The organism is Blastococcus sp. KM273129, assembly GCF_021698995.1.
GTDB lineage: Bacteria > Actinomycetota > Actinomycetes > Mycobacteriales > Geodermatophilaceae > Blastococcus.
The window spans coordinates 1-26,579 of record NZ_SSXB01000019.1 but is presented as its reverse complement, the minus strand read 5'-3'; the positions used below and the strand labels follow the sequence as shown (position 1 = coordinate 26,579).

Sequence of the window (26,579 nt, the reverse complement as noted above, 5' to 3'; positions counted from 1 at the left end):
CCAGCCCCCGACCACCGGAGGAACCCATGCGCCGTTCCCGCTCCACCTGGCCCGTCCTGATCGCCGCGACCACGCTGACCCTCGCCGCCTGCGGTGGCGACGACGGGGAGAGCACCACCGGCGGTGGTGGCGGCGGCGACGCCGCGGCGTCGGACTACCCGACCGAGACGATCAACCTCATCGTCCCCTACGCCGCCGGTGGCCCGACCGACCTGGCCGCGCGCACGATCGGCAGCTGCCTCGAGGAGGAGCTGGGCCAGACCGTCGTCGTGGAGAACCGCGAGGGCGCGTCCGGCTCGGTCGGCATGCAGGCGATGATCGCCGGCGGGAACGACGGCTACACGCTGTCGCTGATCGCGGTGCCGGCGTCGGCGACCAACCCGCTGCAGGACGACGTCGGCTACACCAACGAGGACTACGTCCCGATCGCCGCGGTCACCGAGATCCCGTCGGCCCTGATCGTCGGCGAGGGCTCGCAGTTCACCACCGCCGAGGAGTTCTTCACCTACGCGGAGGAGAACCCGGGCGAGCTCAACGTCGGCGTCCCGGGCACCACGACCTCGCAGGCGATGGAGCTGCGTCGGCTCGCCGAGGAGTACGGCGTCGAGGTCACCCCCGTGCCGTTCACCGGCAACGCCGAGATGACGACGGCGATCCTCGGTGGCAACGTCGACGCCATCTTCATCAACAGCTCGCAGGACGTGCTGGAGAACATCGACGCCGGCAGCTTCGTGCCCCTGGCGGTCAGCCCGGCCGAGCCGGTGGACTACATCGACGCGCCGACCCTGGCCGAGTCGGGCTTCGAGGAGCTGACCAGCAGCGTCTCGGTCTTCGGCCTCGCCGCCCCGGCCGGCGTGCCGGACGGCGTCGTCTCGACGCTCGAGGAGACGGTGGACACCTGCCTCCAGAAGGACGAGGTCCGCGAGCAGCTCGGCGAGCAGTACGTCCCCGACGAGTTCATCGACAGCGAGGCGTTCTCCGCCCGCATCGACGACATCGTCGAGGCCTACGGGCCGATCCTGCAGGAGTGATCCCCCACGGCGGCGGGGACCGGCCCCGGCCGGTCCCCGCCGCCGACCGCTCGCGCACGTGCCTTCCCCCGGAGAATCGATGACCAAGCAGTTGCACCGGCTCGCGCCGCTGATCCTCGTGGTCTTCGGTGCCGCCGCGATGCTCGGCGCCCGCAACCTCGGCCTCGGCGAGCTGAGCGCGCCCGGCCCCGGCCTCTGGCCCTTCATCGTGGCCACCCTGCTCACCGTCACGGGGGTGGTGGTGCTGTTCATCGACGACCCCGAGGACTACGAGCCGTGGACCCGCGGCACGCTCGGGATCGGTCTGGGCCTGGCCAGCCTCGCGGTGTTCATCATCCTGTTCGAGACGATCGGCTTCCTGGTCTCGGCGATGCTCATGCTGCTGTTCTGGCTGCGGATCTTCGCCCGGGAGCCGTGGCGCTGGGCCGTCCCGCTCGCCGTCCTCGGCGCGCTGGCGTTCCACTTCGTCTTCGTCGAGCTGTTGTCCGTGCCGTTCCCCGACGGCGTCGTCTTCGCACCGATGGGGAGCTGAGGCATGGACATCCTCGATGGTCTCGGCCAGGGCTTCTCGGTCGCCCTCGACCCGACGAACCTGCTCTACGTCTTCATCGGCGTGCTCATCGGCACGGTCATCGGCGTGCTGCCCGGTCTCGGGCCGACGGCGACCATCGCGCTGCTGCTGCCGATCACCTACGAGATCGAGCCGGTCACCGCCGTCATCATGCTGGCGGGCATCTACTACGGGTCGATGTACGGCGGCACGATCACCTCGGTGCTGCTGCAGCTGCCCGGCGAGGCCGCCTCGGTGGTCACCACCTTCGACGGCTACCAGATGGCCAAGCAGGGCCGGGCCGGCCCCGCGCTCGGCATCGCCGCGGTGGGCTCCTGGATCGGCGGCACGGTCTCCATCGTCGGGCTGGTCCTGCTCGCGCCACCGCTGGCCGACCTGGCGGTCGAGTTCGGCGACCCGGAGTACGTGGCCCTCACCGCGCTCGGCATCCTGCTGGTCACCTACCTCGGCACCCGCCACCCGGTGAAGAGCCTGGCCATGGCCGCCCTCGGCCTGCTGCTGGCCACGGTCGGGCAGGACCTGATCACCGGCACCAACCGCTTCACCTTCGGGTCGATCTCGCTGTTCGACGGCTTCGACTTCGTCGCCGTGGCGATGGGCCTCTTCGGCGTCGGCGAGATCCTCTACAACGTCGAGAAGACCGAGAAGGCGCAGGCGCTCAAGAGCAAGATCAAGGACATCTGGCCGAGCCGCAAGGACTTCAAGGACTCCTCCGGCGCGATCGCCCGTGGCTCGGTGCTCGGCTTCTTCCTCGGGGTGCTCCCCGGCGGTGGTGGCGTCATCTCCTCGCTCGCCTCCTACGGGATGGAGAAGCGCCGCGCCAAGGATCCGACCCGCTTCGGCAAGGGCGCCATCGAGGGCGTCGCCGGCCCCGAGACGGCGAACAACGCCTCGTCCACCTCGGCGTTCATCCCGCTGCTCACCCTCGGGATCCCGCCGAACGTCGTGCTGGCGCTGATCTTCGGCGCGCTGCTGCTCAACGGCGTCCAGCCGGGCCCGCAGTTGATCGACCAGCAGCCCGAGATCTTCTGGGGCGTCATCGCCTCGATGGCGGTCGGCAACCTGATGCTGCTGGCCCTGAACATCCCGCTCGTCGGGTTCTTCGTCCAGCTGCTGCGGGTGCGCGCCGGCATCCTCGCCGCGTTCGCCCTCCTGGTCACGATGGCCGGCGTCTTCTCGGTGAACAACGACGTCTTCGACATGTGGGTCGTGCTGGTGTTCGGCATCATCGGCTGGCTGATGAAGAAGACCGGCTTCGAGCCGGGGCCGCTGGTGCTGGCGTTCGTCCTCGGCTCGATCCTGGAGGAGTCGTTCCGCCGGTCCATGCTGATCTCGGGCGGCGAGGTGTCGATCTTCTTCACCCGGCCCATGTCGGGCACGCTGTTCGCCCTGATGGCGCTGGTGGTCATCTGGAGCACCGTCCAGGGGATCCGCCGCCGGCGGCGTCGCAGCCGTCCGTCGATGCCGGGCGAGGAGGACCTCGCGGCGACCGGCACCACCGCCGAGCCCGAGGGCACGCCCGGCTACGAGAACACCGACGACGCGGCGGGCGCCCCGGCCGGGGCGCCGCGGGAGGGCTCCGGTTCCACCGGCGCGCCGGGTTCGACCGCCCCGAAGGCGCAGGACGGGGGGCCGGGCCCTGACCGCGGCTGACCGTTCCTGCCCGGCACCTCGTCACGCCGCACCACCGGAGGCGCAGTGATCGACAAGAGGGTCGGCTCGCTGGCCGCCGCGGTGGAGGGCGTCGAGGACGGCGCGACCGTCCTCGTGGGCGGGTTCGGGGCCGCGGGGGTGCCGGTCGAACTGGTGCACGCGCTGCTGGAGCAGGGCGCGAAGGATCTGACGATCGTCACCAACAACGCCGGGAGCGGGGAGACCGACGTCGCCGCGCTCATCCGCGAGCGGCGGGTGCGGAAGATCATCTGCTCGTACCCGCGGTCGGCCGGCTCCATCTGGTTCGAGGAGTTCTACCGGGCGGGGGACATCGAGCTCGAGCTCGTGCCGCAGGGCACCCTCAGCGAGCGGATGCGCGCCGCCGGGGCGGGCCTGGGTGGCTTCTTCACCCCGGCGGGCGCGGACTCGCTGCTGGCCCGCGGCAAGGAGGTGCGCGTGATCGGCGGACGACGGCACGTCTTCGAGGAGCCGCTGCGCGGTGACGTCGCGCTCGTGCAGGCGCTGCGGGCGGACCGCTGGGGCAACCTGGTCTACAACAAGGCGGCGCGGAACTTCGGCCCCACGATGGCCACCGCGGCCGAGCTCACCGTGGTGCAGGTGCGGGAGTTCGTCGAACTCGGTGAGCTGGACCCCGAGGCCGTCGTGACCCCGGGCATCTTCGTCGACCGGGTCGTGGAGGTGGCGGCGTGACGGCCACCCCGCTGTCGCACACCGGCATGGCCGCCCGGGTGGCCCAGGACATCCCCGACGGCTCCTACGTGAACCTCGGCATCGGCATGCCCACGCTCGTCGGGGACGTCGTCTCCGCCGGCAAGGAGATCGTCTTCCACAGCGAGAACGGCATCCTCGGCATGGGACCGGCCCCGGCCGCCGGCGAGGAGGACTGGGAGCTGATCAACGCCGGCAAGGCGCCGGTGACGCTGGTGCCCGGTGGCTCCTACTTCCACCACACCGACTCGTTCATGATGATGCGCGGCGGCCACATCGACGTCACCGTGCTCGGCGCCTTCCAGGTCTCCGCGCAGGGCGATCTGGCGAACTGGGCCACCGACGACGCGCACCTGCCCCCGGCGGTCGGCGGCGCGATGGACCTCGCGGTCGGCGCCAAGCGGGTGCTGGTGCTGATGATGCACACCACGCCCGACGGCCGGCCCAAGCTGCTGCCGGAGTGCACCTACCCGCTGACCGCCGCGCAGGTGGTCGACCGCATCTACACCGAGCTCGCGGTCATCGACGTGACCCCGGCCGGGTTCCTCGTGCGGGAGATGGTCGAGGGGCTCACCCGGGAGGAGCTCGAGCGGCGCACCGCCGCGCCGCTGGCCTACGCGGACGAGGTGACCGTCCTGGCGCCGCCGGTCCGGTGACCCGTCCGCGCGGGCCGGACGGTGCGTGCCGCGGTCCGCGCCCGCCCACGGACGGGTGCCGGCCGCAGCCGGCGCTCCCGCAGGCCGGTGTTCCCGCCGGGCGGCGCGCTCCCGCCGGCCGGTGGCCGCTGGTGCCCGCCCTCCAGCCGTTCCGGGGGCAGTAGCGCTCCGCCCCGCCTGCGTGGGCAGAGGGCCACGGCGTCAGGAGCGCCGGTCCACGTCCACGCCCGGACGGGCCGGGCCGCGAGCCCGTCCCGCGCCGGGCCGGTGCAGCGCCCGGCATCCCCCGTTCGCCTGCCCGCCGGGAACACTTCAAGCCCGTAGTGTTTCGCCCGTACGAGAACGGGCAGGACGCGATCATGCTCGCGCAGTGCACCGTCGTCGTGCCGACGATCGGACGTCCCTCCCTCGACGTCTTGCTCGACGCGCTCGCCGCTGCCCCGGGCCCGCGCCCGGCCGAGCTGATCGTGGTCGACGACCGCCCCACCGGGGCGCCGCTGGAACCCGACCGCCCCGGGCTGCCGCCGGTCCGGGTGGTGCGCACCGGGGGAGGCGGTCCCGCCCGGGCCCGCAACCTGGGGTGGCGCACCGCCCGCACCGGGTGGATCGCCTTCCTCGACGACGACGTCGTCCCCGATCCCGACTGGTACGAGCGGCTGGCCGCCGACCTGGCGGACCTGCCCGAGGACGTCGGCGGCAGCCAGGGCCGGGTCCGCGTGCCGCTGCCCGAGGGCCGCCGGCCCACCGACTGGGAGCGCGGTACGGCCGGCCTGGCCACCTCCAGCTGGATCACCGCCGACCTGGCCTACCGCCGCAGCGCGCTCGCCGCGGTCGGCGGCTTCGACGAGCGCTTCCCGCGGGCCTTCCGCGAGGACTCCGACCTCGCCCTGCGGGTCATGGACACCGGCTCCCGGCTGGTGCGCGGCGAGCGGTGGATCACCCACCCGGTCCGGCCCGCCGACCGCTGGGTCAGCGTCCGGGTGCAGGCGGGCAACGCCGACGACGTGCTCATGCGCCGGCTGCACGGGCCGGACTGGCGCGACCGGGCCGACGCCGCGCTCGGCCGCCGCCCCCAGCACACGGCGGTCACCGCCGCCGCCCTGGCCGCCGTGGGCCTGGCCGCGGCCCGCCGCCCCCGGGCCGCGCTCGCCGCGGCGGCCGCCTGGGCCGCAGGTACCGCGGAGTTCGCCTGGCGCCGGATCGCCCCCGGCCCGCGCGACCGCGCCGAGGTGACGACGATGCTGGCCACCAGCGCGCTCATCCCGCCGCTGGCCACCTGGCACTGGCTGCGCGGGGTGGTCCAGCACGTGGGCGTGCGGCGGTGGCGCGGCCTGCCCGACCTGGTGCTCTTCGACCGCGACGGCACGCTGGTGCACGACTTCCCCTACAACGGCGACCCCGAGTGGGTGCGGCCGGTCGACGGGGCCCAGCAGGCCCTCGACCGGCTGCGCGCCCGCGGGGTGCGGGTCGGCGTGGTCAGCAACCAGTCCGGCGTCGCCCGCGGGCTCATCACCACCGACCAGGTGGACGCCTGCATGAAGCGGCTCGACGAGCTGCTCGGCCCCTTCGAGACGGTGCAGGTGTGCCTGCACGGCCCGGACGACGGCTGCGACTGCCGCAAACCCGCGCCCGGCATGGTGCTGGCCGCGTGCGCGGAGCTCGGCGTCGACCCGGCCCGCTGCGTCGTCATCGGCGACATCGGCGCCGACGTCGAGGCGGCGGCCGCCGCCGGTGCCCGCAGCATCCTGGTGCCCACCCCGGTCACCCGCCGCGAGGAGGTGGCGGCGGCACCGCAGCGGGCCGCGACCCTGCCCGAGGCGGTCGACGACGTCCTGGCCGGGCTGTGGTGAGCGCCCGGCGGACCGTCCTGGTCGCCCGGCTGGACAACGCCGGCGACGTCCTCCTCCAGGGCCCCCTCGTGCGGGCCGTCGCCCACGGCGCCGACCGTGTCGTGCTGCTCGCCGGTCCGGCCGGCGCCGCGGCGGCCGGCCTGCTCCCCGGCGTCGACGAGGTCTGGACCTGGGCCTGCCCCTGGATCCTGGGCGACCCCCCGCCCGTCGCCGCCGAAGACCTCGCCGCGCTCACCGAGCGCGTGCGGGCGCTCGCGCCCGGCGAGGCGGTCATCTCGACGTCGTTCCACCAGTCGCCCCTGCCCCTGGCGCTGGTGCTGCGCGCGGCGGGCGTGCCCCGCATCTCGGCGATCAGCGTGGACTACCCCGGCACGCTGCTCGACGTCCGCCACCGCGTCGAGGACGACCTGCCCGAGCCCGAGCGGGCGCTCTCGCTCGCCCGGGCCGCCGGGTTCGAGCTGCCGGCCGGCGACGACGGCCGGCTGGCGGTGCGACGACCCCTGCCCCCGGTCGCGCACCCACCCGGCTACGTCGTCGTCCACCCCGGCGCCTCGGTGCCGGCCCGCGCCTGGCCGGCGCACCGCTGCGCCGAGGCGGTCGAGGCGCTCGCCGACGCCGGCCACCGGGTGCTGGTCACCGGCGGGCCGGGGGAGCGGGAGCTCACCGCCGCCGTCGCAGGGCACCGCGGCGTGGACCTCGGCGGGGCCACCTCGCTGGCCGAGATGGCCGCGCTGCTCGACGGGGCCGCGGCGGTCGTCGTCGGCAACACCGGCCCCGCGCACCTGGCGGCCGCCGTCGGCACGCCCGTCGTCTCGCTGTTCTCGCCGGTGGTCCCCGCCGCCCGCTGGGCGCCCTACGGCGTGCCCACCGTGCTGCTGGGCGACCAGTCGGCCCCCTGCGCCGGCACCCGGGCCCGCGAGTGCCCCGTGCCCGGCCACCCCTGCCTCACCGAGGTGACCGCCTCCGACGTGGTCGCCGCGGTGGAGAAACTGCTCGCGGTCCAGCAGCCGGCCGCCGAGCGCACCCCTCGCGCAGCCCGCGAGGTGGCGACGAGCACCTGGGTGAGAGCGTGAAGATCCTGATCTGGCACGTGCACGGCTCCTGGACGACGGCGTTCGTCCAGGGCCGCCACGAGTACCTGCTCCCGGTGACGCCGGGACGCGACGGCGACGGGCTCGGCCGGGCCCGCACCTGGGACTGGCCGGCGTCGGCACGGGAGGTCACCCCCGCCCGGCTGCGGGACGAGGAGCAGCCCGACGTCGTGGTGCTGCAGCGCCGGCGCGACCTCGAGCTGTGCCGCGAGTGGCTGGGGCGCGAACCGGGCCGCGACCTGCCCGCGGTGTTCCTGGAGCACAACGCGCCCGGTCTGGAGCCGGGGGACGGTCCGGTCCCGCACACCCGGCACCCGCTGGCCGACCGCGACGACATCCCGATCGCGCACGTCACCCACTTCAACGAGCTGTTCTACGACAACGGCCGGGCGCCGACGACGGTGATCGAGCACGGCATCGTCGACCCGGGGGAGCGGTGGACCGGCGAGCTGGGCCACGCCGCCGTCGTCACCAACGAGCCGGTCCGCCGCGGGCGCACCGTCGGCGCCGACCTGCTGCCCGGGCTGGCCGCGGTCGCACCCGTCGACGTCTTCGGCATGGGGCTCGCCGGCCTGCACGAGCAGCACGGGCTGGACCCGGCGCGGGTGACCCTGTTCGACGACCCGCCCCAGCACGCCATGCACGCCGAGCTCGCCCGTCGCCGGGTGTACGTGCACCCGGTGCGCTGGACGTCGCTCGGGCTCTCCCTGCTGGAGGCCATGCACCTGGGCATGCCCGTGGTCGCGCTGGCCACCACCGAGGTGGTCGAGGCGGTGCCCGCCGACGCCGGCGTCATCTCCACGCGCCCGGATCGTCTCTGGCAGGGGGTGCGCCGGTTCCTCGACGACCCGGACGCCGCCCGGCTGGCCGGCAAGGCCGCCCGCGCGGCCGCACTGGAGCGCTACGGCCTGGCGCGCTTCCTGCACGACTGGGACGCGCTCCTCGAGGAGGTGACCCGGTGAGGATCGATCTGGTCAGCGAGCACGCCAGCCCGCTCGCCGCGATCGGCGGCGTCGACGCCGGCGGGCAGAACGTGCACGTCGCGGCGCTGGCGGCCGGGCTGGCGAAGCGCGGTCACGAGGTGACCGTGCACACCCGCCGGGACGACCCGTCGCTGCCCGAGCGGGTCGTCGTGCAGGACGGGTACAACGTCGTCCACGTCACCGCCGGGCCGGCCGAGCCGCTGCCCAAGGACGAGCTGCTCCAGCACATGCCGGCCTTCGCGCGGGTGCTGCGGCACGGCTGGGCGGCGCAGCCCCCCGACGTCGTGCACGCGCACTTCTGGATGAGCGGCCTGGCGTCGGTCGAGGCCTCGGCCAGCCTGCTCGCGCCGGTGCCGGTGCTGCAGACCTTCCACGCCCTCGGCTCGGTCAAGCGCCGGCACCAGGGCGACGCCGACACCTCGCCCGCCGAGCGGATCGACCTGGAACGCGGGCTGTGCCGCGACGTGGCGCACGTGGTGGCCACCTGCTCCGACGAGGTGTTCGAGCTGCGCCGCCTGGGGTTGACCAGCGACCGCGTCTCGATCGTGCCCTGCGGCGTCGACACCTCGGTGTTCACGCCCCGCGGCCCGGTCGCGGCGCGGGGCGACCGGAAGCGGCTCCTGGTCCTGGGCCGGCTGGTCGAGCGCAAGGGGCAGGACGACGCGGTCCGGGCGCTGTGCGCGGTGCCCGACGCCGAGCTCGTCGTCGTCGGCGGCCCCCCGGCGGGGGAGCTCGACGCCGACCCCGAGGTGCGGCGGCTGCGCGGCCTCGCCGGCGAGGCCGGGGTCGCCGACCGGCTGGTGTTCACCGGCGCCGTGGCCCGCGCCGACGTCCCGGCGTGGATCCGCTCGGCCGACGTCGTCCTCGCCGTCCCCTGGTACGAGCCCTTCGGCATCACCCCGCTGGAGGCCATGGCCTGCGCCCGGCCGGTCGTGGCCACGGCCGTCGGCGGGCTGCAGGACACCGTCGTCGACGGGGTCACCGGCGACCTGGTGCCCCCGCGCGACCCCGAGCGCCTCGGCGCGGTGCTCGCCGCGCTGCTCGCCGACGACGAGCGGCGCGCCGCCTACGGCGCCGCGGGCGTGAAGCGGGCCCGCACCCGCTACCGCTGGGCGCGCGTCGTCGCCGACACCGAAACCGTCTACCGCCAGGTGCTCACCCGGCGCAGCCCCGTGGAGGTCGCCCGATGAGCGTCAGCCCGCACTCCTTCTTCGAGAACGTCGTCGAGGTCCCGGCGCCGGACACCTGCACGCACCTGACCGGGGCCGACCACGTCGCCTCGCTGCGCAACGCGCTGCGCTCGCTGGAGGAGCAGCTGCCGGTGCTGGACCGCTGGGGCCGGCTGCTGGCCGACGTCCTCTGCGGGCCGTCCCGCGGCCGGCTGCTGGCCGCGGGCAACGGCGGCAGCGCCGCCCAGGCCCAGCACCTCACCGCCGAGCTGGTGGGCCGCTACCGCGCCGACCGCCCGCCCTTCTCCGCCATCTGCCTCACCGCGGAGACCTCCTCGCTGACCGCGATCGCCAACGACTACCCGGCCGACGAGCTGTTCGCCCGGCAGGTGGAGGCGCACGGCCGCGCCGGCGACGTGCTGGTCCTGCTGTCGACGTCGGGCCGCTCACCCAACGCGGTCGCCGCGGCCCGGCGCGCCCGCGAGTGCGGCATCACCACGCTCGCGATCACCGGCCCGGCGCCCAACCCGCTGGCCGCCGCGGCCGACGACGCGGTCTGCATCGACTCCCCGTGGACCGCCACGGTGCAGGAGTGCCACCTGGCCGCTCTGCACCTGGTCTGCGCCGCCTTCGACGCGGCCGTGCTGGCCGAACCGCCCCGGGTGCCCACGGGGCCGACGTTCGAGGCGGCGAAGTGAGCGGCCGGCCGCTGGTCGTCGTGGGCGACGCGCTGCTCGACGTCGACCTGGTCGGCACCGCGTCGCGGCTGACCCCCGACGCCCCGGTGCCGGTGGTGGAGGACGTCGAGCGGCGGGAGCGCCCCGGGGGCGCAGCGCTGGCGGCGGTCATCGCCGCCGCGGCGGGCTCGCGCGAGGTGGTGCTCGTGACACCGATGGACGCCGACGAGGACGCCGACCGGCTGCGGGCCCTGCTCGCCGGGCGGGTCCGGCTGGTCGAGATCCCGGCCACGGGCGGCACCGCCGTGAAGCAGCGGGTGCGCGTGGGCGACCACTCCGTCGCCCGGCTGGACAGCGGCGCGCCCGTCGCCGTGCTCGGCGAGCTCCCGGCCGCGGCCGCGGAGGCGATCCGCGACGCCGCCGCCGTCCTCGTCGCCGACTACGGCCGGGGCACGACGGCCGACGCCGCCGTGCGCGCGGCGCTGGCCGAGGCCCGCGGTCCCGTGGTCTGGGACCCGCACCCGCGCGGTGCCGATCCGGTGCCCAGCGCGCGGCTGGTCACGCCCAACGGCGCCGAGGCGGCCCGGGTGGTCCCGGCCGTCGACGGCGAGGGCCTCGCCGCTGCCGGCGCCCGCGCGGAGGCGCTCATCCGGCACTGGGGCGTCGGCGCGGTCGCGGTGACGATGGGTGCCCGCGGCGCGCTGCTCTCCTACGGCACCGGGGCACCGATGGTCGTGCCCGCGGCGGCGGTGACCGGGGGCGACCCCTGCGGCGCCGGTGACTCGTTCGCGGCGGCCGCGGCGCTGGCCCTCGCCGACGGCGCGGTGACCGGCGAGGCGGTGGCCGCCGCGGTGGCGTTCGCCTCCGCGTTCGTCGCCCGCGGCGGGGCGGCCGCGTGGGACGCCGACGAGCGGGTCGAGGGGGCGGCTCCCGAGCCCGGGGCGGACGGCGTCATCGCGCGGGTGCGCGCGGCCGGGGGCACCGTCGTCGCCACCGGGGGCTGCTTCGACCTGCTGCACCCCGGGCACGTCGCCACCCTCCGCGCCGCCCGCGGGCTGGGCGACTGCCTCGTCGTGTGCATCAACTCCGACGACTCCGTGCGCCGGCTCAAGGGTCCGACCCGGCCGCTGGTCACCGCGGCCGACCGCGCCCGGGTGCTCGAGGCGCTGGAGTTCGTCGACGCCGTGGTGGTCTTCGACGAGGACACCCCCACGCAGGTGCTCGACCGGCTGCGCCCCGACGTCTGGGCCAAGGGCGGCGACTACGCCGGCGCGGTCCTGCCCGAGGCCGAGGTGCTGCGCAGCTGGGGCGGCCAGGCCGTCGTCCTGCCCTACCTCGACGGCCACTCGACCACGGCCCTGGTCGAGCGCTCCCGCGTATGACGCCCACCGCGCGCCTACGGCCGGTGAGCGTGGACAGGCCGGCTGCGGTCGTCCTCCGGCCGCTGGGGCTGGGGGACCTGCTGACCGGGGTGCCCGCGATCCGCGCGGTGCGGGCCGCCGTGCCCGGTCACCGGCTGGTGCTGGCGACGACGACGGCGCTGCAGCCGCTCGCCGGCCTGATCGACGCCGTCGACGAGGTGCTGCCCGCCCGCGAGCTGGAGCCGCTGGACTGGCCGGGGCCACCACCCGAGCTCGCCGTCGACCTGCACGGCAAGGGCCCGGCCTCGCACGTCGTCGTCGCCGACCTGCACCCGCGGCGGCTGCTCACCTTCGCCAGCCCCGGCTACCCCGGGCCCACCTGGTACCCCGACGAGCACGAGGTCCGGCGCTGGTGCCGGCTGGTCTCCGAGGGGCTGGGCGTGGAGGCCGACCCCGACGCGCTGGACGTCGCGGCGCCGGCCGTGCCCCCGCCGGTCCGCGGCGCCACCGTCGTGCACCCCGGGGCGGCGTTCCCCGGCCGGCGCTGGCCCGCGGAACGCTTCGCCGCCGTCGCCCGGCACCTCACGGGACGCGGCCACGACGTGCGGATCACCGGCGGCCCCGCGGAGGTGGAGCTCGCCCGCTCGGTGGCCGCGGCGGCCGGGCTCCCGGGCTCGGCCGTCATCGCCGGCCGGACGACGTCGCTGGAGCTGGCCGCGGTGGTGGCCGCCGCACGGCTGGTCGTGTGCGGCGACACCGGCGTGGCGCACCTGGCGACCGCCTACCGGCGGCCGTCGGTGGTGCTCTTCGGCCCGGTGTCGCCGGCGCTGTGGGGGCCGCCGCCGCGCCCGCAGCACGTGGTGCTCTGGCACGGCGACGGCACCGGGGACCCGTGGGGCACCGACCTCGACCCCGCGCTGGCCCGCATCACCGTGGACGAGGTGCTGGTCGCCCTGGACGCGCTGCCGCACCACCCCTGATGGAGGCGGTGCGACCACCACCCGACTCCGGGTCCCCTGATCATGGCGCGTCCTGCCTCGCGGTGGGCGGTGCGGGAGGACGCGGTGCGGTGAGGGAGGACACCGCTGCCCGGTCCCGGCCGCGGCGGGAGGCCCGGCCGCAGCCGGACGTGCTCGGCCGCGGCCGAGCGCAGGGCTCAGCCGCGCTGGCGGAGGGCGTCGAAGAGGACCAGCTGCAGGTCCTCCTCCTCGACGGCCGAGTACGCGGCACCGCCGGTGGCCTCCGCGATCTGCTCGAGCGCGCTGAGGTCGGCGTCCGGCCCCAGGGCCACGCCGATCACCTTGACCGGCCGGTCCGGGTCGGCCTCGGCGGCGAGGGTGCTCAGCAGGGCGTCGAGGCTCGTCCCCTCGGCGTCGTCCTCGTTGGTCCCGTCCGTGACGACGAGGACGCTGTTCACCGCCGTCGGGTCGTAGTAGTCCTCCCGCGCGGCGCGCACGGCGGCCAGCGTGGTGTCGTACAGCCCGGTCCCGCCGGGGGACAGCCGGCCGGGGATGGTGTCCAGCTGCTCGTCGAGCACCTCGCGCTGGGTCTGCCCGTCGACGGAGGCGTCCAGCTCGCGGGTGGGCACCAGCTCCGTCCAGTCCTGGTCGCCCTCCAGCTCGTAGGCGAACGCCCAGAGGCCCAGGGCGTAGTCGCCGGGGACGAGGGTGAGGGTGCTCTTGGCGGCGTCCCGGGCGAGGGTGGCCCGCGTGCCGCCGTTGACCGGGGCCTCCATCGACGTGGAGACGTCGAACACCGTCAGGACGCGCGACGGGGCGGCCAGGCTGGAGAGCCGGGTCAGCAGCCCCTGCACCTGCGCGGCGTCGAGGGCCAGCACCTCCGGCGCCGCCTCGGCGATCCCGGTGTCCCCGCCGGCGCCGGGCGGGGCATCGCCCTCGGGCCCGCGGAAGCCGGCGTCGCGGACGGCGTCCTGCGCGTCCTGCGACAGCAGGCGGTCGGTCACGACCTCGACGGCGCGCGCCTCGGCGTCCGTGGGCACGCCGACGCGCAGCACCGGGTAGTCCAGCACCGGGGAGCCCTCGGCGGGGTAGACCGCGAGGAGCGCGGAGTCCTCGGCCTCCTGGTGGATGGCGTAGACCTCCTGCTCGCTCACCGGCACCAGCGGGGCGTCGCCCCCGCCCTCGCTGCCGGCCGTCAGGGCCTCGCTCGCGGAGAGCTCGGTGCTCCGGGCGGCGGCGAGCACGGCGGCCACCACGGCGTTGTCGGCGTCCTCGTCCGCGCCGAGGGCGCTGCGCACCGCGGCCAGCGCGGAGAGCGCCTCCGCGCTCGCGGCGAGGTCCGGCACGGCCAGCGGCCGCTCGGTGCCCAGCGCCTCGGCCCAGCCGGGCCCGCCGTCGGCCCACCCGAGGTCGTCGACGACGGACTCGCTGGTGGCCAGGACGACGGGGGAGACCGCCATCGAGCCGACCTGCTCCAGCTCGGCACCGCCGGCGACCCGGGCCGGCCACAGCGACGAGTCGGGCACCCACACGTCCGGCAGCACGTCCTCGCCGAGCGCACCCAGGTCACCCGCGGTCTGGAGCGGCTGCTGGGCGGTCACCTCGGCGCTGACGCACAGGGCGTCGTCGGGGGACTCGACCGAGCTCAGCAGCTCCTCGGTCAGCGTGCCGAGTTCGGGGGCCACGGTGACGTCCACCGTGATCTCCTCGTCGCACCCGCCGCTGCCGGCCACCCACCAGACCAGGCCGCCGAGGGCCAGGGCGATCGCCAGGCCGGCGGCGACGAGCACGAAGGGCACCGAACGGCGCGTGGCTGCGGGATCTGCGTGACGGCCCATGCTCGCTCTCTGAGGTCGACTCGGGGTGGGTGCGGCTCCCCCAGAGCTCGCCGCTCCAGATTAGATGTGTCCCGCATCGCCAAGGGGTGACCCTGGTCGCACGATTCGTGACGGACGGTCAGGCGGTGGTGGTCACGGCCGTCCGCTGGGAGGCGAACCACGCGACGGTGCGGCGCAGCCCCTCCTCGGAGGTCACCTGCGGGCGCCAGCCCAGCAGCCGCTCGGCGCGGGTGGTGTCGGGGCGGCGCACCTTGGGGTCGTCGACGGGCAGGGGGATGTGCTCGATGGGGGAGTCCGACCCGGTGAGCTCCACGATCCAGCGCGCCAGCGCCAGCATCGACAGCTCGTCGGGGTTGCCGATGTTGACCGGGCCCGGGTGGTCGGAGAAGGCCAGCGCCAGGATGCCCGCGACGGTGTCGTCGACGTAGCAGATCGAGCGGGTCTGGGAGCCCGTCCCGGCGACGGTCAGCGGCCGGCCTTCCAGCGCCTGGTTGACGAACGCGGGGATCGCGCGGCCGTCGTCGGCACGCATCCGGGGCCCGTAGGTGTTGAAGATCCGGACGATGCCGGTGTCGGTGCCCTTCGACGTCCGGTAGGCGGTGGTCATCGCCTCGCTGAACCGCTTGGCCTCGTCGTAGACGCCGCGCGGGCCGACCGGGTTGACGTTGCCCCAGTACTCCTCGGTCTGCGGGTGCTGGAGCGGGTCGCCGTAGACCTCGGAGGTGGAGGCCAGCACGTACCGGGCGCCCTTGTCGTGGGCCAGGCCCAGCGTGTGCAGGGTGCCCAGGCTGCCGACCTTGAGCGTCTCGATCGGCATCTTCAGGTAGTCGATCGGGCTGGCCGGCGAGGCGAAGTGCAGCACCAGGTCCACCGGTCCGGGGACGTGCACGTAGTCGGTGACGTCGCAGCGGACCAGCCGGAAGCCCGGGTGCTCCATCAGGTGCGAGACGTTCTCGGGGGCACCGGTGAGGAAGTTGTCCAGGCAGACGACCTCGACACCGCGTTCCAGCAGCTGCTCGCAGAGGTGGGAGCCGAGGAAGCCCGCCCCTCCGGTGACCACCGCCCGCCGGATGGTGCGTTCCTGGCCTACCGGTCCGTCGACCATGCCCGTTGCCCTCCTGCGCGCCGCCTGGTGCGCACTCCTGCGGACGCACCTGGCGGGCGTCCTACCCGTAGATCAACTCCGCACACACTTCGAGAGCGAAGTGTCGTCCCCGCCCCGGCGGGGGCCCACCTCTCGAACGAGGACGGGCCGCCGGCCTCCCGGAGGAGGCCGGCGGCCCGCCGGATCAGGTGCTGCGACGGCCACCCGTCAGGGAGAAGGGTGGCCCCTCCTCAGTTGACGGCTTCCTCGTCGGGGATGGCGTTCGCCGGCGGGGTGGCCGGCTCGCCGTCGAACTCCTCGATCGGCGCGTCACCGATGTCGGTCACCCGGACGGGCTGGACCTCCTCGGAGCCGTTGCCCACGATGCGCTCGATGGTCATGCCGCTCGTGCCCATGTGGCTGTCCTCGGAGTAGCGGAAGGGCGCGAAGACCGGGCCCTCCCACTCGCTGCCGACCTGCTCGATGGCCTCGACCAGGCCCTCGCGGGTCGGGTTCTGGCCGGCCGCCTGCAGCGCCTGCGTCACGGTGTAGGCCTGCGCCATGCCGTAGACGCGGTAGTTGGTCAGCTCACCCTCGCCGCCGCACTCGTCCCAGATCCGCTGGAACTCCTGGATCCACGGGTTGTCGGTCATGTCCACCGTCGGCAGGTAGCCGGTGGTGAGCGCGCCGTCGAGCAGCGCGGCGTCGGACACCTGGCCCTCGCTGAAGCGGTTGAGCAGGCCGCCGACCAGCGTCGGGTCCGAACCCACGTTGGAGTAGAACCACTGCGGGTCGTAGCCGAGCTGCAGCGCGGTCAGCTGCGACAGCGCCGTGTAGCTGGGCACGTTGAAGCCGACGACGAAGTCGGCCCCGGCCGCCTGCAGCGCCGCGATCTGCGGGCCGACGTTGGTGTTGCCCGGGGTGTACCGCTCGGCCGCGACGATCTGGTCGTCGATGTACTGGCGGATGCCGGCCTCGCCGTCCTCGCCGAAGTCGTCGTCCTGGAGGAAGAGGCCGACCTGCGCGTCCGGGAAGTTCTCGGCGATGTACTCGCCGATGATCTTGCCCTCGCTCATGTAGTCGGTCTGCCAGCCGAACGACATCGGGTACTCCTCGGGGTTGTCACCCCAGAGGAGCGAGCCGGAGGAGACGAACAGGTCGGGGACGCCCTCGTCGTTGAGGAAGTCGACCACCGCGCTGTGCGTGGGCGTGCCCAGGCCGCTCACCATCGCGAAGATCTCGTCCTCCAGGACGAGCTCGTTGGTGACCTGGCTGGTCTGGGTGGGGTTGTAGGCGTCGTCGCGGAAGATCCACTCGATCTCCCGGTCGTAGACGCCGCCTTCCTGGTTCAGGCAGGTGAAGTAGGCGTCGAGGCCCGTCGGGATCTCGCTGTAGCCGGGGGCGGCCACACCGGTCAGCGGGTAGTGGCCGCCGAGCTTGATCGAGGTCTCGGTGACGCCGATGTCGGAGGCCTCGTTCTCGCCCCCGCCCCCGCCGGAGGCGCCGCCGCTGTCGTCGCTGCCGCCGCACGCGGCGACGGTGGACAGGACGGTCGCCGCGGCGATCGTGGTCATGAGACGTCGGGAGGATCTGGACAACAGTGCTCCTCTGGTGCGGCCCGGGCATCGGTGCCCGGGAGTCGGGGTGGGGTGGAGGTGCGGGTGCAGGTGTCGCGTGCGGCGGATGGAGGGGGTCGCCCTCACCCCCTGCTGCTCGCGCCGTCGGCGCCGGCCTGGGCCATGGCCCGCTTGGCCTTGCGGGTCATCCAGCGGAGGCGGATGGTGCCCACGAAGCCCGCCGGGACGAAGATCATCACCACGATCAGCACGACGCCGTAGACGAACGGCGCCAGCTGGGCGGCCTCGGTCTGGCTGAGCCCGAAGTCGCCGCCGAGGTTGGTGACGAACGGCGGCAGGAACACCAGCAGTGCCGAGCCGAGCAGGGCGCCCAGCAGGCTGCCCAGGCCGCCGATGACGATCGCGGTGAGCAGCGAGAGCGACAGCACGATGGTGAAGCCGCTGGGTGCCGCGAGACGGACGACGATGGCCAGCACGCCGCCGGCGAGGCCGGCCGCGGCCGCGCTGACGACGAACGCCAGCACCCGCCACGCGCCGAGGTTGATGCCGGCCAGCTCGGCGGCCACCTCCTGGTCGCGGACCGCCCGCCACGTGCGCCCGATGCGGCTGCGCACGAGGTTGGCCAGGAAGAAGTAGGTGATGAGCAGGCAGATCGCGCCGACGTAGGCCAGCCACTTCGTGCTCGACGCGGAGTTGCCCGAGACGGCGTCGATGAAGCTGCCGAACCACTCCGGCGCCTGCGGGGCGCGCACCCGCATGCCCTGCTCGCCGCCGAAGGTGTCGTGGAAGTAGATCGCCAGGCCGGGGAGGCCGACGGCCAGCGCCAGCGTCGCGCCGGCGAGGTAGGGGCCGTGCAGCCGGGCCGCGGCCACGCCGACCAGCGCGCCGATCGCGGTGGCGACCACGATCGCCGCCAGCAGGATGACCGGCAGGGGGAGCGGCTCCTCGGCGTCGAGGAACAGCGCCGTCGTGTAGGCACCGGCCGCCATGAGCGCGCCGTGCCCCAGCGAGATCTGGCCGTTCATGCCGGTGAGCACGGTCAGGCCACCGGCGGCGATGGCGTAGTAGGTCAGCGTCGCCAGCTGCGAGTTCTGGAACGGGCTGGTGATCTCCAGGACCACCACCGCCAGCACGGCGCAGGCGGCCAGCACCAGCAGGTGGCGCAGCAGCGTGGACTGCGGCAGGAACGAACGGCCGCTCTTGGCCTGCGCCGAGGGGGCGTCGCCGCCGGCGGTCGCCTTGACCGGCGCGTCGCTGCTCGCCTTGCCGGCCGTACCGGTGGAAGCGGGGCTCTGCAGGTCGCTCATCGTCATGCCCTCCGAGCCGTCGCGCTGCTGAACAGGCCACCCGGTCGCACCAGCAGGACGACGATCAGGATGACCAGGGCGGAGATGTTGACCAGCGCGCTGCCGCGCGGGGCGTAGCCGCTCACGTAGCTGAGCGCCAGGCCGAGGATCAGCCCGCCGACGATCGCGCCGACCGGCGAGTCCAGGCCGCCGATGATCGCGGCGACGAAGCCGAACACGATCAGCGCGTCCATGTAGGCCGGCCACACGAACGACCCGCCGGCGATCAGCAGCCCGGAGAGCGAGCCGACGACGGCGGCCAGACCCCAGCCGAGGGTGAGCATGCCGCCCACCTTCACGCCGAGGAGCCGGGCGACCTCCTGGCTGAACGCCGAGGCGCGCATGGCCAGGCCGACCCGGGTGAAGCGGAAGAGCGCCACCAGCAGGCCCATGACCAGCAGCACCGAGCCGATGATGTAGAGGCTCGTCGGGGTCAGCGGGATGGTCGTGTCGCCGACCTCGAGGCCGCGCACGCCGAACGGCGTCGGGAAGGACTGGAACGACGAGCCGAAGATGATCGCGATCGACGCCTGGATGGCGACGAAGAGCCCGAGGGTCACGATGACGGCGTTGAGCTCGGGGCCGCCCTCGACCGGGCGGATGATCACCCGCTCGACGATCGCGCCCAGGATGAACCCGGAGGCGAGGGCGACGACCAGGGCGACCCAGTAGGACTGGCCGGCCTGGATCAGGGCGAGGGCGATGAACGTCGTGGCCGCGGCCATCGAGCCCTGCGCGAAGTTGACGATGCGGGTCGACCGCCAGATGAGCACCAGGGCCAGGGCGAAGGCCGAGTAGATCATGCCCTGGGTCAACCCGGTGAGGGTCACGTTGACGAAGTAGTCCACGGAGGAGGATGCCTTCCTGGCTGTGCGGGGAGGGTCAGAAACCGAGGTAGGCGTGCCGGAGGTCCTCGTCGGCCATCAGCGTGCTGGCGGAGTCGGTGACGACCACCTTGCCGAGGTTGAGGACGACGCCGACGTCGGCGACCGACAGGGCGCTGCGGGCGTTCTGCTCGACGAGCAGCACCGACAGGCCCTCGGAGTCGACCAGCTGGCGGAGCAGCCCGAAGATCTGGGCGACGATCCGCGGGGCCAGGCCCAGCGAGGGCTCGTCGAGCAGCAGGATGCGCGGCTTGGCCAGGAGTGCGCGGCCGATGACCAGCATCTGCCGCTCACCGCCCGAGAGCGTGTGCGCCGCGTTGTTCCGCCGCTCGGCGATGCGCGGGAACAGGTCGTAGACGCGGTCGAACTCGCTGCGGTCGACCTTGCCGCGGAACAGCGACCCGACGCGCAGGTTCTCGTCGACGGTCAGCTCGGCGATGACGCCGCGGCCCTCGGGCACGTGCGCCATGCCCTTGGCCACCATCGACTCGACGGGGGCCTTGGTGATGTCCTCGCCGTCGAGCACGACCCGGCCCGACACCGGCCGGACGAGGCCGCTGATCGTGCGCAGCAGGGTGGTCTTGCCGGCCCCGTTGGCGCCGAGGACGGCGGTGATCCGGCCGGTCTCGGCCGCCAGGGAGACGCCGTCGAGGGCGCGGACCGGCCCGTATGCGGAGGTGAGCCCCTCCACCTCGAGCAGGCGGGTGGCGGTGCCGGTGCCACCGGTTGCCGACAGCGCGGTGCTGCCGTGGGCGTCAGGCATGGGGGCGTCCTCCGTCGGCGTGGGTGAGCTCGGCGGCGTCGGCCTCGGCGTCGACCGCGTCGCCGAGGTAGGCCTCGGTGACGGCGGGGTCGGCCTGCACCTCGGCCGGGGTGCCGGCGGCGATCTGCTTGCCGGAGTCGAGCACGGTGATCCGGTCGCAGACCCGCATGACGAGGTCCATGTGGTGCTCGACGAGGAGCACGCTCATCCGGCCGACCACCGAGCGGATCAGCTCGCCGAGCTCGTGCATCTCGTCCTCGGACAGACCGCTGGCGGGCTCGTCGAGGAGCAGCAGCTCGGGCTCGGCGACCAGGGCGCGGGCCAGCGCCACCCGCTTCTGCACCGGGTAGGGCAGCGAGCCGGGGTACCGGCCGGCGTAGTGCCCGGCGTTGAGCTCGGTCAGCGCGCGCATGGCCCGCTCGCGCAGCAGCCGCTCGTCCTTGTCCGACGTCGGCAGGGCCAGCAGGGCCGAGCCGAAGCCGGCGCGGGCGTGGCGGTGCGCCCCGACCATGACGTTCTCGAGCACGGTCATGCCGGGGAAGAGACCGACGCCCTGGAGGGTGCGGGCGATGCCCAGCGAGGTGAGCTTGCTCGGCTTGAGCCGCCGCATCTCCTCACCGCGCCAGACGATGCGCCCCGAGGTGGGGCGCACCAGGCCGCAGGCGACGTTGAACAAGGTGGTCTTGCCGGCCCCGTTGGGGCCGATGAGGCCGTGCACCTGGCCCGGTTCGACGGTCACGGAGACGTCGGTGAGGGCCAGCACGCCGCCGAAGGCGACGTTGATCCCGGTCATCTCGAGCCGGGCGGTGGGCGTCGTTTCCGGTGTTCGCTGGCTGCCGGTCGGCTGCGCCAAGGGGCCCACTGCTCCTCTGCATCGGTGCGGCACCAACCCGGGGGACGGGTGGTGACGGTCAGGTCGCGAGTACGTCCGGCTGAGACTGCCCGACCGTGTCACCGGTCACAATGGGCGCACCGCACAGGGATGACAAGAGCGTGTTGTGCTGTGCGTCGACCTGTTGCCAGGTCGATATGCAGGCCGCATCCCGGGCCCGGGCGGGCTCCCCGGAGGGCGCGTGCCCGGCCTCGATTGGGTCACGACTGCGCCCCGCCGCGCGTGCCCCCGCGCACCCGACCGCACAATGGGCGCAGAGCACAGTCCCGTGCTCGTCGTGTTGTGCTGTCAGCGGTGTGCCAGGAGGTCGACGAGTGCAGCCCTTCCGCCCGGAGGTGGCGACGAGGCTCGCGGAGCTCGCCCCCCGCCTGCTCGCGCAGCTGGACGCGATGACCGACCGCATGGTGGACGTGCTCGTCCGCACCGAACCCGCCTACCGCGAGCTGGTGGAGGGGTCCGAGCAGGACCTGCGGCATTCCACCCGGTCCAACCTCGAGGCCGGGCTGCGCTCGCTGGTGGCCGCCGCCGCGAGCGGTGGCACCCCGCCCGTGGCCTCGGCCCGCGCGGTGGGCGCGCGGCGGGCGGCGCAGGGCCTGCCCCTCGAGGCGGTGCTGCGCGCCTACCGGCTCGGCGGGCAGGTGACGTGGGAGACGCTGCTCGCGGTGTCCCGCGACGGGTCCGCGCACCACGACACCCTGCTGCTCGAGGTCGCCGGCTCCATCTGGCGGACCAACGACGCCGAGTGCGCCGCCCTGGCCGAGGGCTACCGGCTGGAGCAGCGGCGCCTCGAGGGGGTCGACGAGCAGGCACGTCAGCAGGCCCTGGACGGGCTGCTGGACGGCCGGGGCGGCGACCCGGCGTTCGTGCGGGGCGCCGCCGAGGTGCTGGGGCTCCCGCTGGACGGCCGGCTGATGGCGGTCGTCGGGTTGCCCGGGTCCGACGGCGCCCCGGCGCTGCGCTCTCCCGGGGAGTCGCTGCTGAAGCGGGGGGTGCGCTCGGTGTGGGGCGTGCGCGGCGACGCGCAGGTGGGGCTCGTCGGCCTGGGGGCCACCCGCCCCGGTGACCTGCTGGCGCTGCTGCGCGGCTCGGCGCACGGCCCGGTCGGGGTGTCCGACGTCGTGGACGGCGCCCCGGCCGTGGGCACCGCCTACCGGCTGGCCGAGACCGCGGTGCGCACGCTGCCGGCGGGGGAGAGCCGGGTGGCCAGCATCGACGACCGGCTCCCCGAGGCGCTGCTGAGCAACTCGCCCGAGATCAGCTCCCGGCTGGTGGGGCAGTCGCTGGGCGGGTTGCTCGAGCTGCCCGAGGAGGAGCGCTCGGTCCTGCTGGACACGCTGGCGGCCTTCCTCGCCACCGACGGGTCGCCGACGCGGGCCGCCGACGCCCTGTACTGCCACCGCAACACCGTGATGCACCGGCTGCGGCGCATCGAGTCGGTGACGGGCCGCAAGGTGACCGACCCGCGGTCCCGGCTGCTCTGGCAGCTGGCGCTGCTGGGCACCGAGCACGGCCAGCCCACCCGCCGCTCCGCCTGACGCGACCGTCGTGGGCGGCCCTCCTGCAGGGGCCCGCCGCGAGCGCGCGAGCGGTGGGGGGCAGGAGGGTCCTTCTACTACTGGAGGTAGTTCTCGACCTGCTGCTCCGGGCGCACCTCGGCCTCGTCGGGGTCCTCGTCGTACTGGCGCTTGGCCCGGCGCTGCCGCAGCAGGTCCCAGCACTGGTCGAGATCGGCCTCGAGCCTGCTCATGCGGGCCCGCGTCTCGTCGGTGTGCTCGCTGCTCTCGCGCAGCGCGTGCTCCTCGTCCACCAGGGAGTGGATGCGCTGCAAGATGTCCTGCTCGTCCATGCCCGGGTGCGTGCCCGGGGAAGCCGCGGCGAAACCGCGTCCGCCCTGCCCGGTGGTGGTCACCCCTCCCCGGGGACCCAGCCCTCCACGAAGGCGGCCAGCCGGCGGTGCACCGCCCCGCCCGCGCGGCCGAGGGCCAGCAGCGCGGCCCGGTCCAGCGGCACGCGGACGGTGCGCCGGCCGGCCGGCCGGGTGGCGACGGCGTGACCGGCGGCGACCAGTTCGGGCCAGGGCCGGGCCAGCTGCGCGCGGACCCGGTCCAGGGCGGCCGCCGTGGGGCCGGCGTTGCCCTCCACCATCGCGGTGACGAAGGCGGGGTCGCTGCCGATGACGCGGGTGCCGTCGCGGAAGCTCCCGGCAGCCAGGGCCAGGGCGAGCGGTCCGGCCTGCGCCGCGGCACCGGCGAGCGCGGCGGCGAGCAGGTGCGGGACGTGGCTGATCGCGGCGACGGCGTCGTCGTGCTCGGCGGCGGTGACCGGCACGACCTCCGCACCGACGGCGAGCGCCACCTCGGCGACCCGCAGCCACCGCGGCAGCTCGGTCCCCGGCTCCAGGCACAGCGCCCAGCGGGCCCCGGCGAACAGCCCCGGGTCGGTGGCGCCGTGCCCCGACCGCTCGGTGCCGCACATCGGGTGCCCGCCCACGAAGCGCCCGCCCAGGGCGGGGCCGAGCGCGTCGAGCACCGGCACCTTGACCGAGCCCAGGTCGGTCACCGTCGCGTCGGGGGCGACCACCAGCCCGTCGAGCGCGGTCGCCATCGCCGGCAGCGGCACGGCCAGCACGACGACGCCGGAGAGCTCGCGGCTGATCCGCACCCCCCGCGCGGCCGCGGCGTCGCGGGCGGCGGGGTCGACGTCCCAGCCGGACACGGGACGCCCGGCGGCAGCGAGCGCTGCGGCGAGCGAACCGCCGAGCTGCCCGAGCCCGACGACGCCGACCGGGGGCGCGGGCATGGTCGGGACCGGGAACGACGGCGCCCCGCCGACGGGGGCGCCCCCGGGTCCAGCGCTATCGGCCATGATCAGAGGCTATGACGCCGACCTGCCCGCCCCGGCCTCCCCACGCGCCATGACGCCCCGGTCGTTCCTGCTCACCCCTGAGCTCGCCGACTACGTCCGCGCCTCCTCCGACCCCGTGGACGAGGTGATGGCCGACCTGATCCGGGAGACCGCGGCGATGGCGGAGCGGGGCGAGGCCTCGCCCACGCTGCAGATCGCCCCGGAGCAGGGCGTGCTCATGCGGCTGCTCACCGCGGCGCTCGGCGTCCGGACGGCGATCGAGATCGGCACCTTCACCGGCTTCTCCGCGCTCTGCATCGCCCGCGCGCTGCCGGCCGACGGCAGGCTGGTGTGCCTGGACAACGACGAGCGGTGGACGGCGGTGGCGCGGCGCTACTGGGCGCGCGCCGGGGTGGCCGACCGGATCGAGCTGCGGCTCGGTGACGCGCTGCCCACGCTCCGCTCGCTGCCGGTCGAGGAGACGTTCGACCTGGCGTTCGTCGACGCCGACAAGACCGGTTACGCCGCCTACGTCGAGGAGCTGCACCCGCGGCTGCGGCGCAACGGCGTGGTGCTGCTGGACAACACGCTGTGGTCGGGGCGGGTGCTGGACCCGGCCGACGAGTCCGACCGCGCGCTGGTGGAGCTCAACGCCGCGCTGGCCGCGGACCCGCGGTGGGAGACGGCGCTGCTGCCGCTCGCCGACGGCCTGACCCTGCTGCGCAAGCGATGAGCGCGGGCACGGGGGAGGGGCCGGCCAGCTACGCGGTGCGGGTCAGCCGGGCCGGCTCCCGCTGGCAGGTGGAGCTGCTGGCGGCCGACGCCGGTGACGAGCTGCCGGTGCTGGAGCGCGCGCTCGGCGACCCGGGCCGCGAGGGCTGGCCGCCGCCGTTCGTCGTCGTCGTCGACTCGCGGCTGTACTTCGTCGTGCTGCGGCACGGTCCCGGGGGCATGGTGCGCGCGCTGATCTCCGACGCCACGATGCTGGAGTGGGTGCTCGCCGCCGAGGTGGTCGAGCGCTACGGCATCGGCGTCGACACCGAGGGCGCCTTCGACGACGACGAGACCGGCTGGCCCGGCGGCGACCTGGACCTGTTCGCCGACGACGGGCTGCCCGCCGAGGAGCTGCGACCGATCGTGACCGCCGACGACCTGTGGGCCGACGAGATGGTGGGCCGGATCGCGACCCGCCTGGGCTTCGCCGAGGAGCTGGCCGCGGCGGTGCGCTCGTGAGCGTCTCCGCGGTGGTGTTCGACCTGGGCGGGGTGCTCACCGAGAGCCCCATGACCGCCTTCGCCGCCTACGAGCGGGAGGCCGGCCTGCCCGAGGGGCTGATCCGGCAGCTGAACTCGACCGACCCGGACACGAACGCCTGGGCGCGGTACGAGCGCAACGAGCTCGACGTCGCCGGGTTCTCCGCCGCCTTCGAGGCCGAGGCCGCGGCGCGGGGCCACCGGATCGAGGCCGCGCGGGTGCTGGCCGCGCTGCAGGGCGAGCTGCGCCCGGCGATGGTCGCCGCGGTGCGGCGGCTGCGCGAGGCCGGGCTGCCGCTGGCGCTGCTGTCGAACAACGTGGCACCGATGGAGCGCGGCGGCCGGCTGGGTGACGTGCTCGACCTCTTCGACGCCGTCGTCGAGTCGTCCGTCGAGGGCGTGCGCAAACCGGAGCCGGAGATCTACCGGCGGGCACTGGACCGGCTGTCCGAGGCCGTCGGTCGCCGCATCGAGGCTGCCGACTGCGCCTACCTGGACGACCTGGGGATCAACCTCAAGCCCGCCCGTGCGCTGGGCTTCGCCACGGTCAAGGTGGTGGACCCCGCGGTCGCGCTGGCCGAGCTCTCCGAGCTGGTCGGCTTCCGGCTGGACGGCGCCGCGTGACTGCGGTCCGGAGGTCGCTCCCGCCGTGCTCTGCCTCTGGGTGCGGTGGCACTCAGAGGCGGAGCTCCCGGGGTGGCACCCGGTGAGCCCCGACCTCGAGTCGGCGATGGGGCGGGCGCTCGAGCTCGCGGCGGCCGCCGAGCAGTGGCGCGACACGCCGATCGGCGCCGTCGTCCTGGGGCCGGACGGCGCGGTCCTGGCCGAGGCGGCCAACGAGCGCGAGAAGCGCGGTGACCCCACCGCGCACGCCGAGGTGCTCGCGCTGCGGGCGGCGGCGCAGGTGCACGGCGACGGCTGGCGGCTGGGCGGCTGCACCCTGGTGGTCACCCTGGAGCCGTGCACGATGTGCGCCGGAGCCAGCGTGCTGTCGCGGGTGGCGCACGTCGTCTACGGCGCCGACGACCCGAAGGCGGGCGCGGCCGGCTCGCTGTGGGACGTGGTCCGGGACCGCCGGCTCAACCACCGGCCCGAGGTCACCGGTGGCGTGCGGGCCGAGGAGTGCGGCGCGCTGCTACGCGCCTTCTTCCGCCGTCAGCGGGGCCTGTAGTCTCTTCGGCGGTGGCGTGTCCGAGCGGCCGAAGGAGCACGCCTCGAAAGCGTGTGAGGTGCAAGCCTCCGTGGGTTCAAATCCCACCGCCACCGCCAGTGCGATGTCGCGGGACACCGTTCACAGGTGTCCCGCGACATCGTTCACGTTGGGGCTTGGCGTTGGTAGTCCCGGGTCGGGTCGAGCTGCAGATCGGT

General features: G+C 74.8%; 26 protein-coding genes and 1 tRNA gene. 18 read left to right on the top strand and 9 right to left on the bottom strand.

Going from position 1 to position 26,579, the window contains the following annotated elements; all coding sequences use genetic code 11:
* Positions 1-26 precede the first annotated feature (26 nt).
* The 12 genes from E9565_RS08165 (at position 27) to E9565_RS08110 (ending at position 12,751) form a co-directional block, all read left to right on the top strand.
* Positions 27-1,031 carry a tripartite tricarboxylate transporter substrate binding protein gene (locus E9565_RS08165; protein ID WP_236834538.1) on the top strand — a complete coding sequence of 335 codons (1,005 nt, stop codon included), beginning with the start codon at positions 27-29 and terminating at the stop codon, positions 1,029-1,031.
* A 79-nt stretch (positions 1,032-1,110) separates the two neighbouring features.
* Positions 1,111-1,563 (top strand): tripartite tricarboxylate transporter TctB family protein, encoded by a 453-nt coding sequence (locus tag E9565_RS08160; protein WP_236827149.1) that lies wholly within the window; start codon positions 1,111-1,113, stop codon positions 1,561-1,563.
* 3 nt (positions 1,564-1,566) lie between these two features.
* Positions 1,567-3,255 (top strand): tripartite tricarboxylate transporter permease, encoded by a 1,689-nt coding sequence (locus E9565_RS08155; RefSeq protein ID WP_236834537.1) that lies wholly within the window; start codon positions 1,567-1,569, stop codon positions 3,253-3,255.
* A 45-nt stretch (positions 3,256-3,300) separates the two neighbouring features.
* A complete protein-coding gene (locus E9565_RS08150) occupies positions 3,301-3,966 on the top strand; it encodes a 3-oxoacid CoA-transferase subunit A (RefSeq protein ID WP_236834535.1) in 666 nt (221 codons plus the stop codon).
* Between the two features lie 26 nt (positions 3,967-3,992).
* The gene (locus E9565_RS08145) at positions 3,993-4,640 is read left to right on the top strand and encodes a 3-oxoacid CoA-transferase subunit B (protein WP_236834560.1); all 648 of its coding nucleotides are present in this window, start codon (positions 3,993-3,995) and stop codon (positions 4,638-4,640) included.
* Between the two features lie 359 nt (positions 4,641-4,999).
* Positions 5,000-6,490, top strand: coding sequence for an HAD-IIIA family hydrolase (locus E9565_RS08140; protein ID WP_236834533.1), 1,491 nt, complete (start codon positions 5,000-5,002; stop codon positions 6,488-6,490).
* Complete coding sequence (locus E9565_RS08135; protein ID WP_236834531.1) at positions 6,487-7,563, top strand: glycosyltransferase family 9 protein; 1,077 nt, start codon at positions 6,487-6,489, stop codon at positions 7,561-7,563. The genes E9565_RS08140 and E9565_RS08135 overlap by 4 nt, the downstream gene beginning before the upstream one ends.
* The gene (locus tag E9565_RS08130; RefSeq protein WP_236834529.1) at positions 7,560-8,543 is read left to right on the top strand and encodes a glycosyltransferase; all 984 of its coding nucleotides are present in this window, start codon (positions 7,560-7,562) and stop codon (positions 8,541-8,543) included. Before E9565_RS08135 ends, E9565_RS08130 begins: the two co-directional genes overlap by 4 nt.
* The gene (locus tag E9565_RS08125; RefSeq protein WP_236834527.1) at positions 8,540-9,754 is read left to right on the top strand and encodes a glycosyltransferase; all 1,215 of its coding nucleotides are present in this window, start codon (positions 8,540-8,542) and stop codon (positions 9,752-9,754) included. The genes E9565_RS08130 and E9565_RS08125 overlap by 4 nt, the downstream gene beginning before the upstream one ends.
* The gene (locus tag E9565_RS08120; RefSeq protein WP_236834525.1) at positions 9,751-10,431 is read left to right on the top strand and encodes an SIS domain-containing protein; all 681 of its coding nucleotides are present in this window, start codon (positions 9,751-9,753) and stop codon (positions 10,429-10,431) included. Before E9565_RS08125 ends, E9565_RS08120 begins: the two co-directional genes overlap by 4 nt.
* The gene (gene rfaE2 / locus E9565_RS08115; RefSeq protein WP_236834523.1) at positions 10,428-11,792 is read left to right on the top strand and encodes a D-glycero-beta-D-manno-heptose 1-phosphate adenylyltransferase; all 1,365 of its coding nucleotides are present in this window, start codon (positions 10,428-10,430) and stop codon (positions 11,790-11,792) included. Before E9565_RS08120 ends, rfaE2 begins: the two co-directional genes overlap by 4 nt.
* Positions 11,793-11,815: 23 nt before the next feature.
* Complete coding sequence (locus E9565_RS08110; RefSeq protein WP_236834521.1) at positions 11,816-12,751, top strand: glycosyltransferase family 9 protein; 936 nt, start codon at positions 11,816-11,818, stop codon at positions 12,749-12,751.
* 176 nt (positions 12,752-12,927) lie between these two features.
* Here the strand turns inward: E9565_RS08110 and E9565_RS08105 are convergent, their stop codons facing one another.
* From E9565_RS08105 to E9565_RS08075, 7 genes are all read right to left on the bottom strand, one after another.
* Complete coding sequence (locus E9565_RS08105) at positions 12,928-14,529, bottom strand: substrate-binding domain-containing protein (RefSeq protein WP_236834519.1); 1,602 nt, start codon at positions 14,527-14,529, stop codon at positions 12,928-12,930.
* A gap of 157 nt (positions 14,530-14,686) precedes the next feature.
* Entirely contained in the window at positions 14,687-15,673 is a 987-nt protein-coding gene (locus E9565_RS08100; protein ID WP_236834517.1) for a UDP-glucuronic acid decarboxylase family protein, read from the bottom strand.
* Between the two features lie 230 nt (positions 15,674-15,903).
* Positions 15,904-17,226, bottom strand: a complete 1,323-nt coding sequence (locus tag E9565_RS08095) for an ABC transporter substrate-binding protein (protein ID WP_236827161.1) — start codon at positions 17,224-17,226, stop codon at positions 15,904-15,906.
* 125 nt (positions 17,227-17,351) lie between these two features.
* Entirely contained in the window at positions 17,352-18,536 is a 1,185-nt protein-coding gene (locus E9565_RS08090; RefSeq protein ID WP_236834515.1) for a branched-chain amino acid ABC transporter permease, read from the bottom strand.
* A 2-nt stretch (positions 18,537-18,538) separates the two neighbouring features.
* Positions 18,539-19,423, bottom strand: a complete 885-nt coding sequence (locus E9565_RS08085; protein ID WP_236827163.1) for a branched-chain amino acid ABC transporter permease — start codon at positions 19,421-19,423, stop codon at positions 18,539-18,541.
* Between the two features lie 34 nt (positions 19,424-19,457).
* Complete coding sequence (locus E9565_RS08080) at positions 19,458-20,222, bottom strand: ABC transporter ATP-binding protein (protein WP_236827164.1); 765 nt, start codon at positions 20,220-20,222, stop codon at positions 19,458-19,460.
* Positions 20,215-21,084: an ABC transporter ATP-binding protein gene (locus tag E9565_RS08075; RefSeq protein WP_236834514.1), complete on the bottom strand. Its 870-nt coding sequence runs from the start codon at positions 21,082-21,084 to the stop codon at positions 20,215-20,217. The genes E9565_RS08080 and E9565_RS08075 overlap by 8 nt, the downstream gene beginning before the upstream one ends.
* A 344-nt stretch (positions 21,085-21,428) precedes the next feature.
* On the opposite strand from E9565_RS08075, the gene E9565_RS08070 reads away from it, so the two are divergent.
* The gene (locus E9565_RS08070) at positions 21,429-22,649 is read left to right on the top strand and encodes a CdaR family transcriptional regulator (protein WP_236827166.1); all 1,221 of its coding nucleotides are present in this window, start codon (positions 21,429-21,431) and stop codon (positions 22,647-22,649) included.
* A gap of 77 nt (positions 22,650-22,726) precedes the next feature.
* Here the strand turns inward: E9565_RS08070 and E9565_RS08065 are convergent, their stop codons facing one another.
* Entirely contained in the window at positions 22,727-23,023 is a 297-nt protein-coding gene (locus tag E9565_RS08065; protein WP_236827167.1) for a DUF2630 family protein, read from the bottom strand.
* Positions 23,020-23,979: a prephenate dehydrogenase/arogenate dehydrogenase family protein gene (locus tag E9565_RS08060; RefSeq protein WP_236827168.1), complete on the bottom strand. Its 960-nt coding sequence runs from the start codon at positions 23,977-23,979 to the stop codon at positions 23,020-23,022. The genes E9565_RS08065 and E9565_RS08060 overlap by 4 nt, the downstream gene beginning before the upstream one ends.
* Positions 23,980-24,028: 49 nt before the next feature.
* Here E9565_RS08060 and E9565_RS08055 point away from each other — a divergent pair, with 49 nt between their 5' ends.
* The 5 genes from E9565_RS08055 to E9565_RS08035 all read left to right on the top strand — a co-directional run bounded on the left by E9565_RS08055 (position 24,029) and on the right by E9565_RS08035 (position 26,480).
* On the top strand, positions 24,029-24,691 hold the full coding sequence (locus E9565_RS08055; RefSeq protein WP_236827169.1) for an O-methyltransferase: 663 nt from the start codon (positions 24,029-24,031) through the stop codon (positions 24,689-24,691).
* A complete protein-coding gene (locus E9565_RS08050) occupies positions 24,688-25,191 on the top strand; it encodes a tRNA adenosine deaminase-associated protein (RefSeq protein ID WP_236827170.1) in 504 nt (167 codons plus the stop codon). Before E9565_RS08055 ends, E9565_RS08050 begins: the two co-directional genes overlap by 4 nt.
* Entirely contained in the window at positions 25,188-25,835 is a 648-nt protein-coding gene (locus tag E9565_RS08045; RefSeq protein ID WP_236827171.1) for an HAD-IA family hydrolase, read from the top strand. Before E9565_RS08050 ends, E9565_RS08045 begins: the two co-directional genes overlap by 4 nt.
* 106 nt (positions 25,836-25,941) lie before the next feature.
* On the top strand, positions 25,942-26,382 hold the full coding sequence (locus E9565_RS08040; protein ID WP_255715693.1) for a nucleoside deaminase: 441 nt from the start codon (positions 25,942-25,944) through the stop codon (positions 26,380-26,382).
* A gap of 10 nt (positions 26,383-26,392) precedes the next feature.
* Positions 26,393-26,480: transfer RNA gene (locus E9565_RS08035), tRNA-Ser, on the top strand.
* Positions 26,481-26,579: the final 99 nt, after the last annotated feature.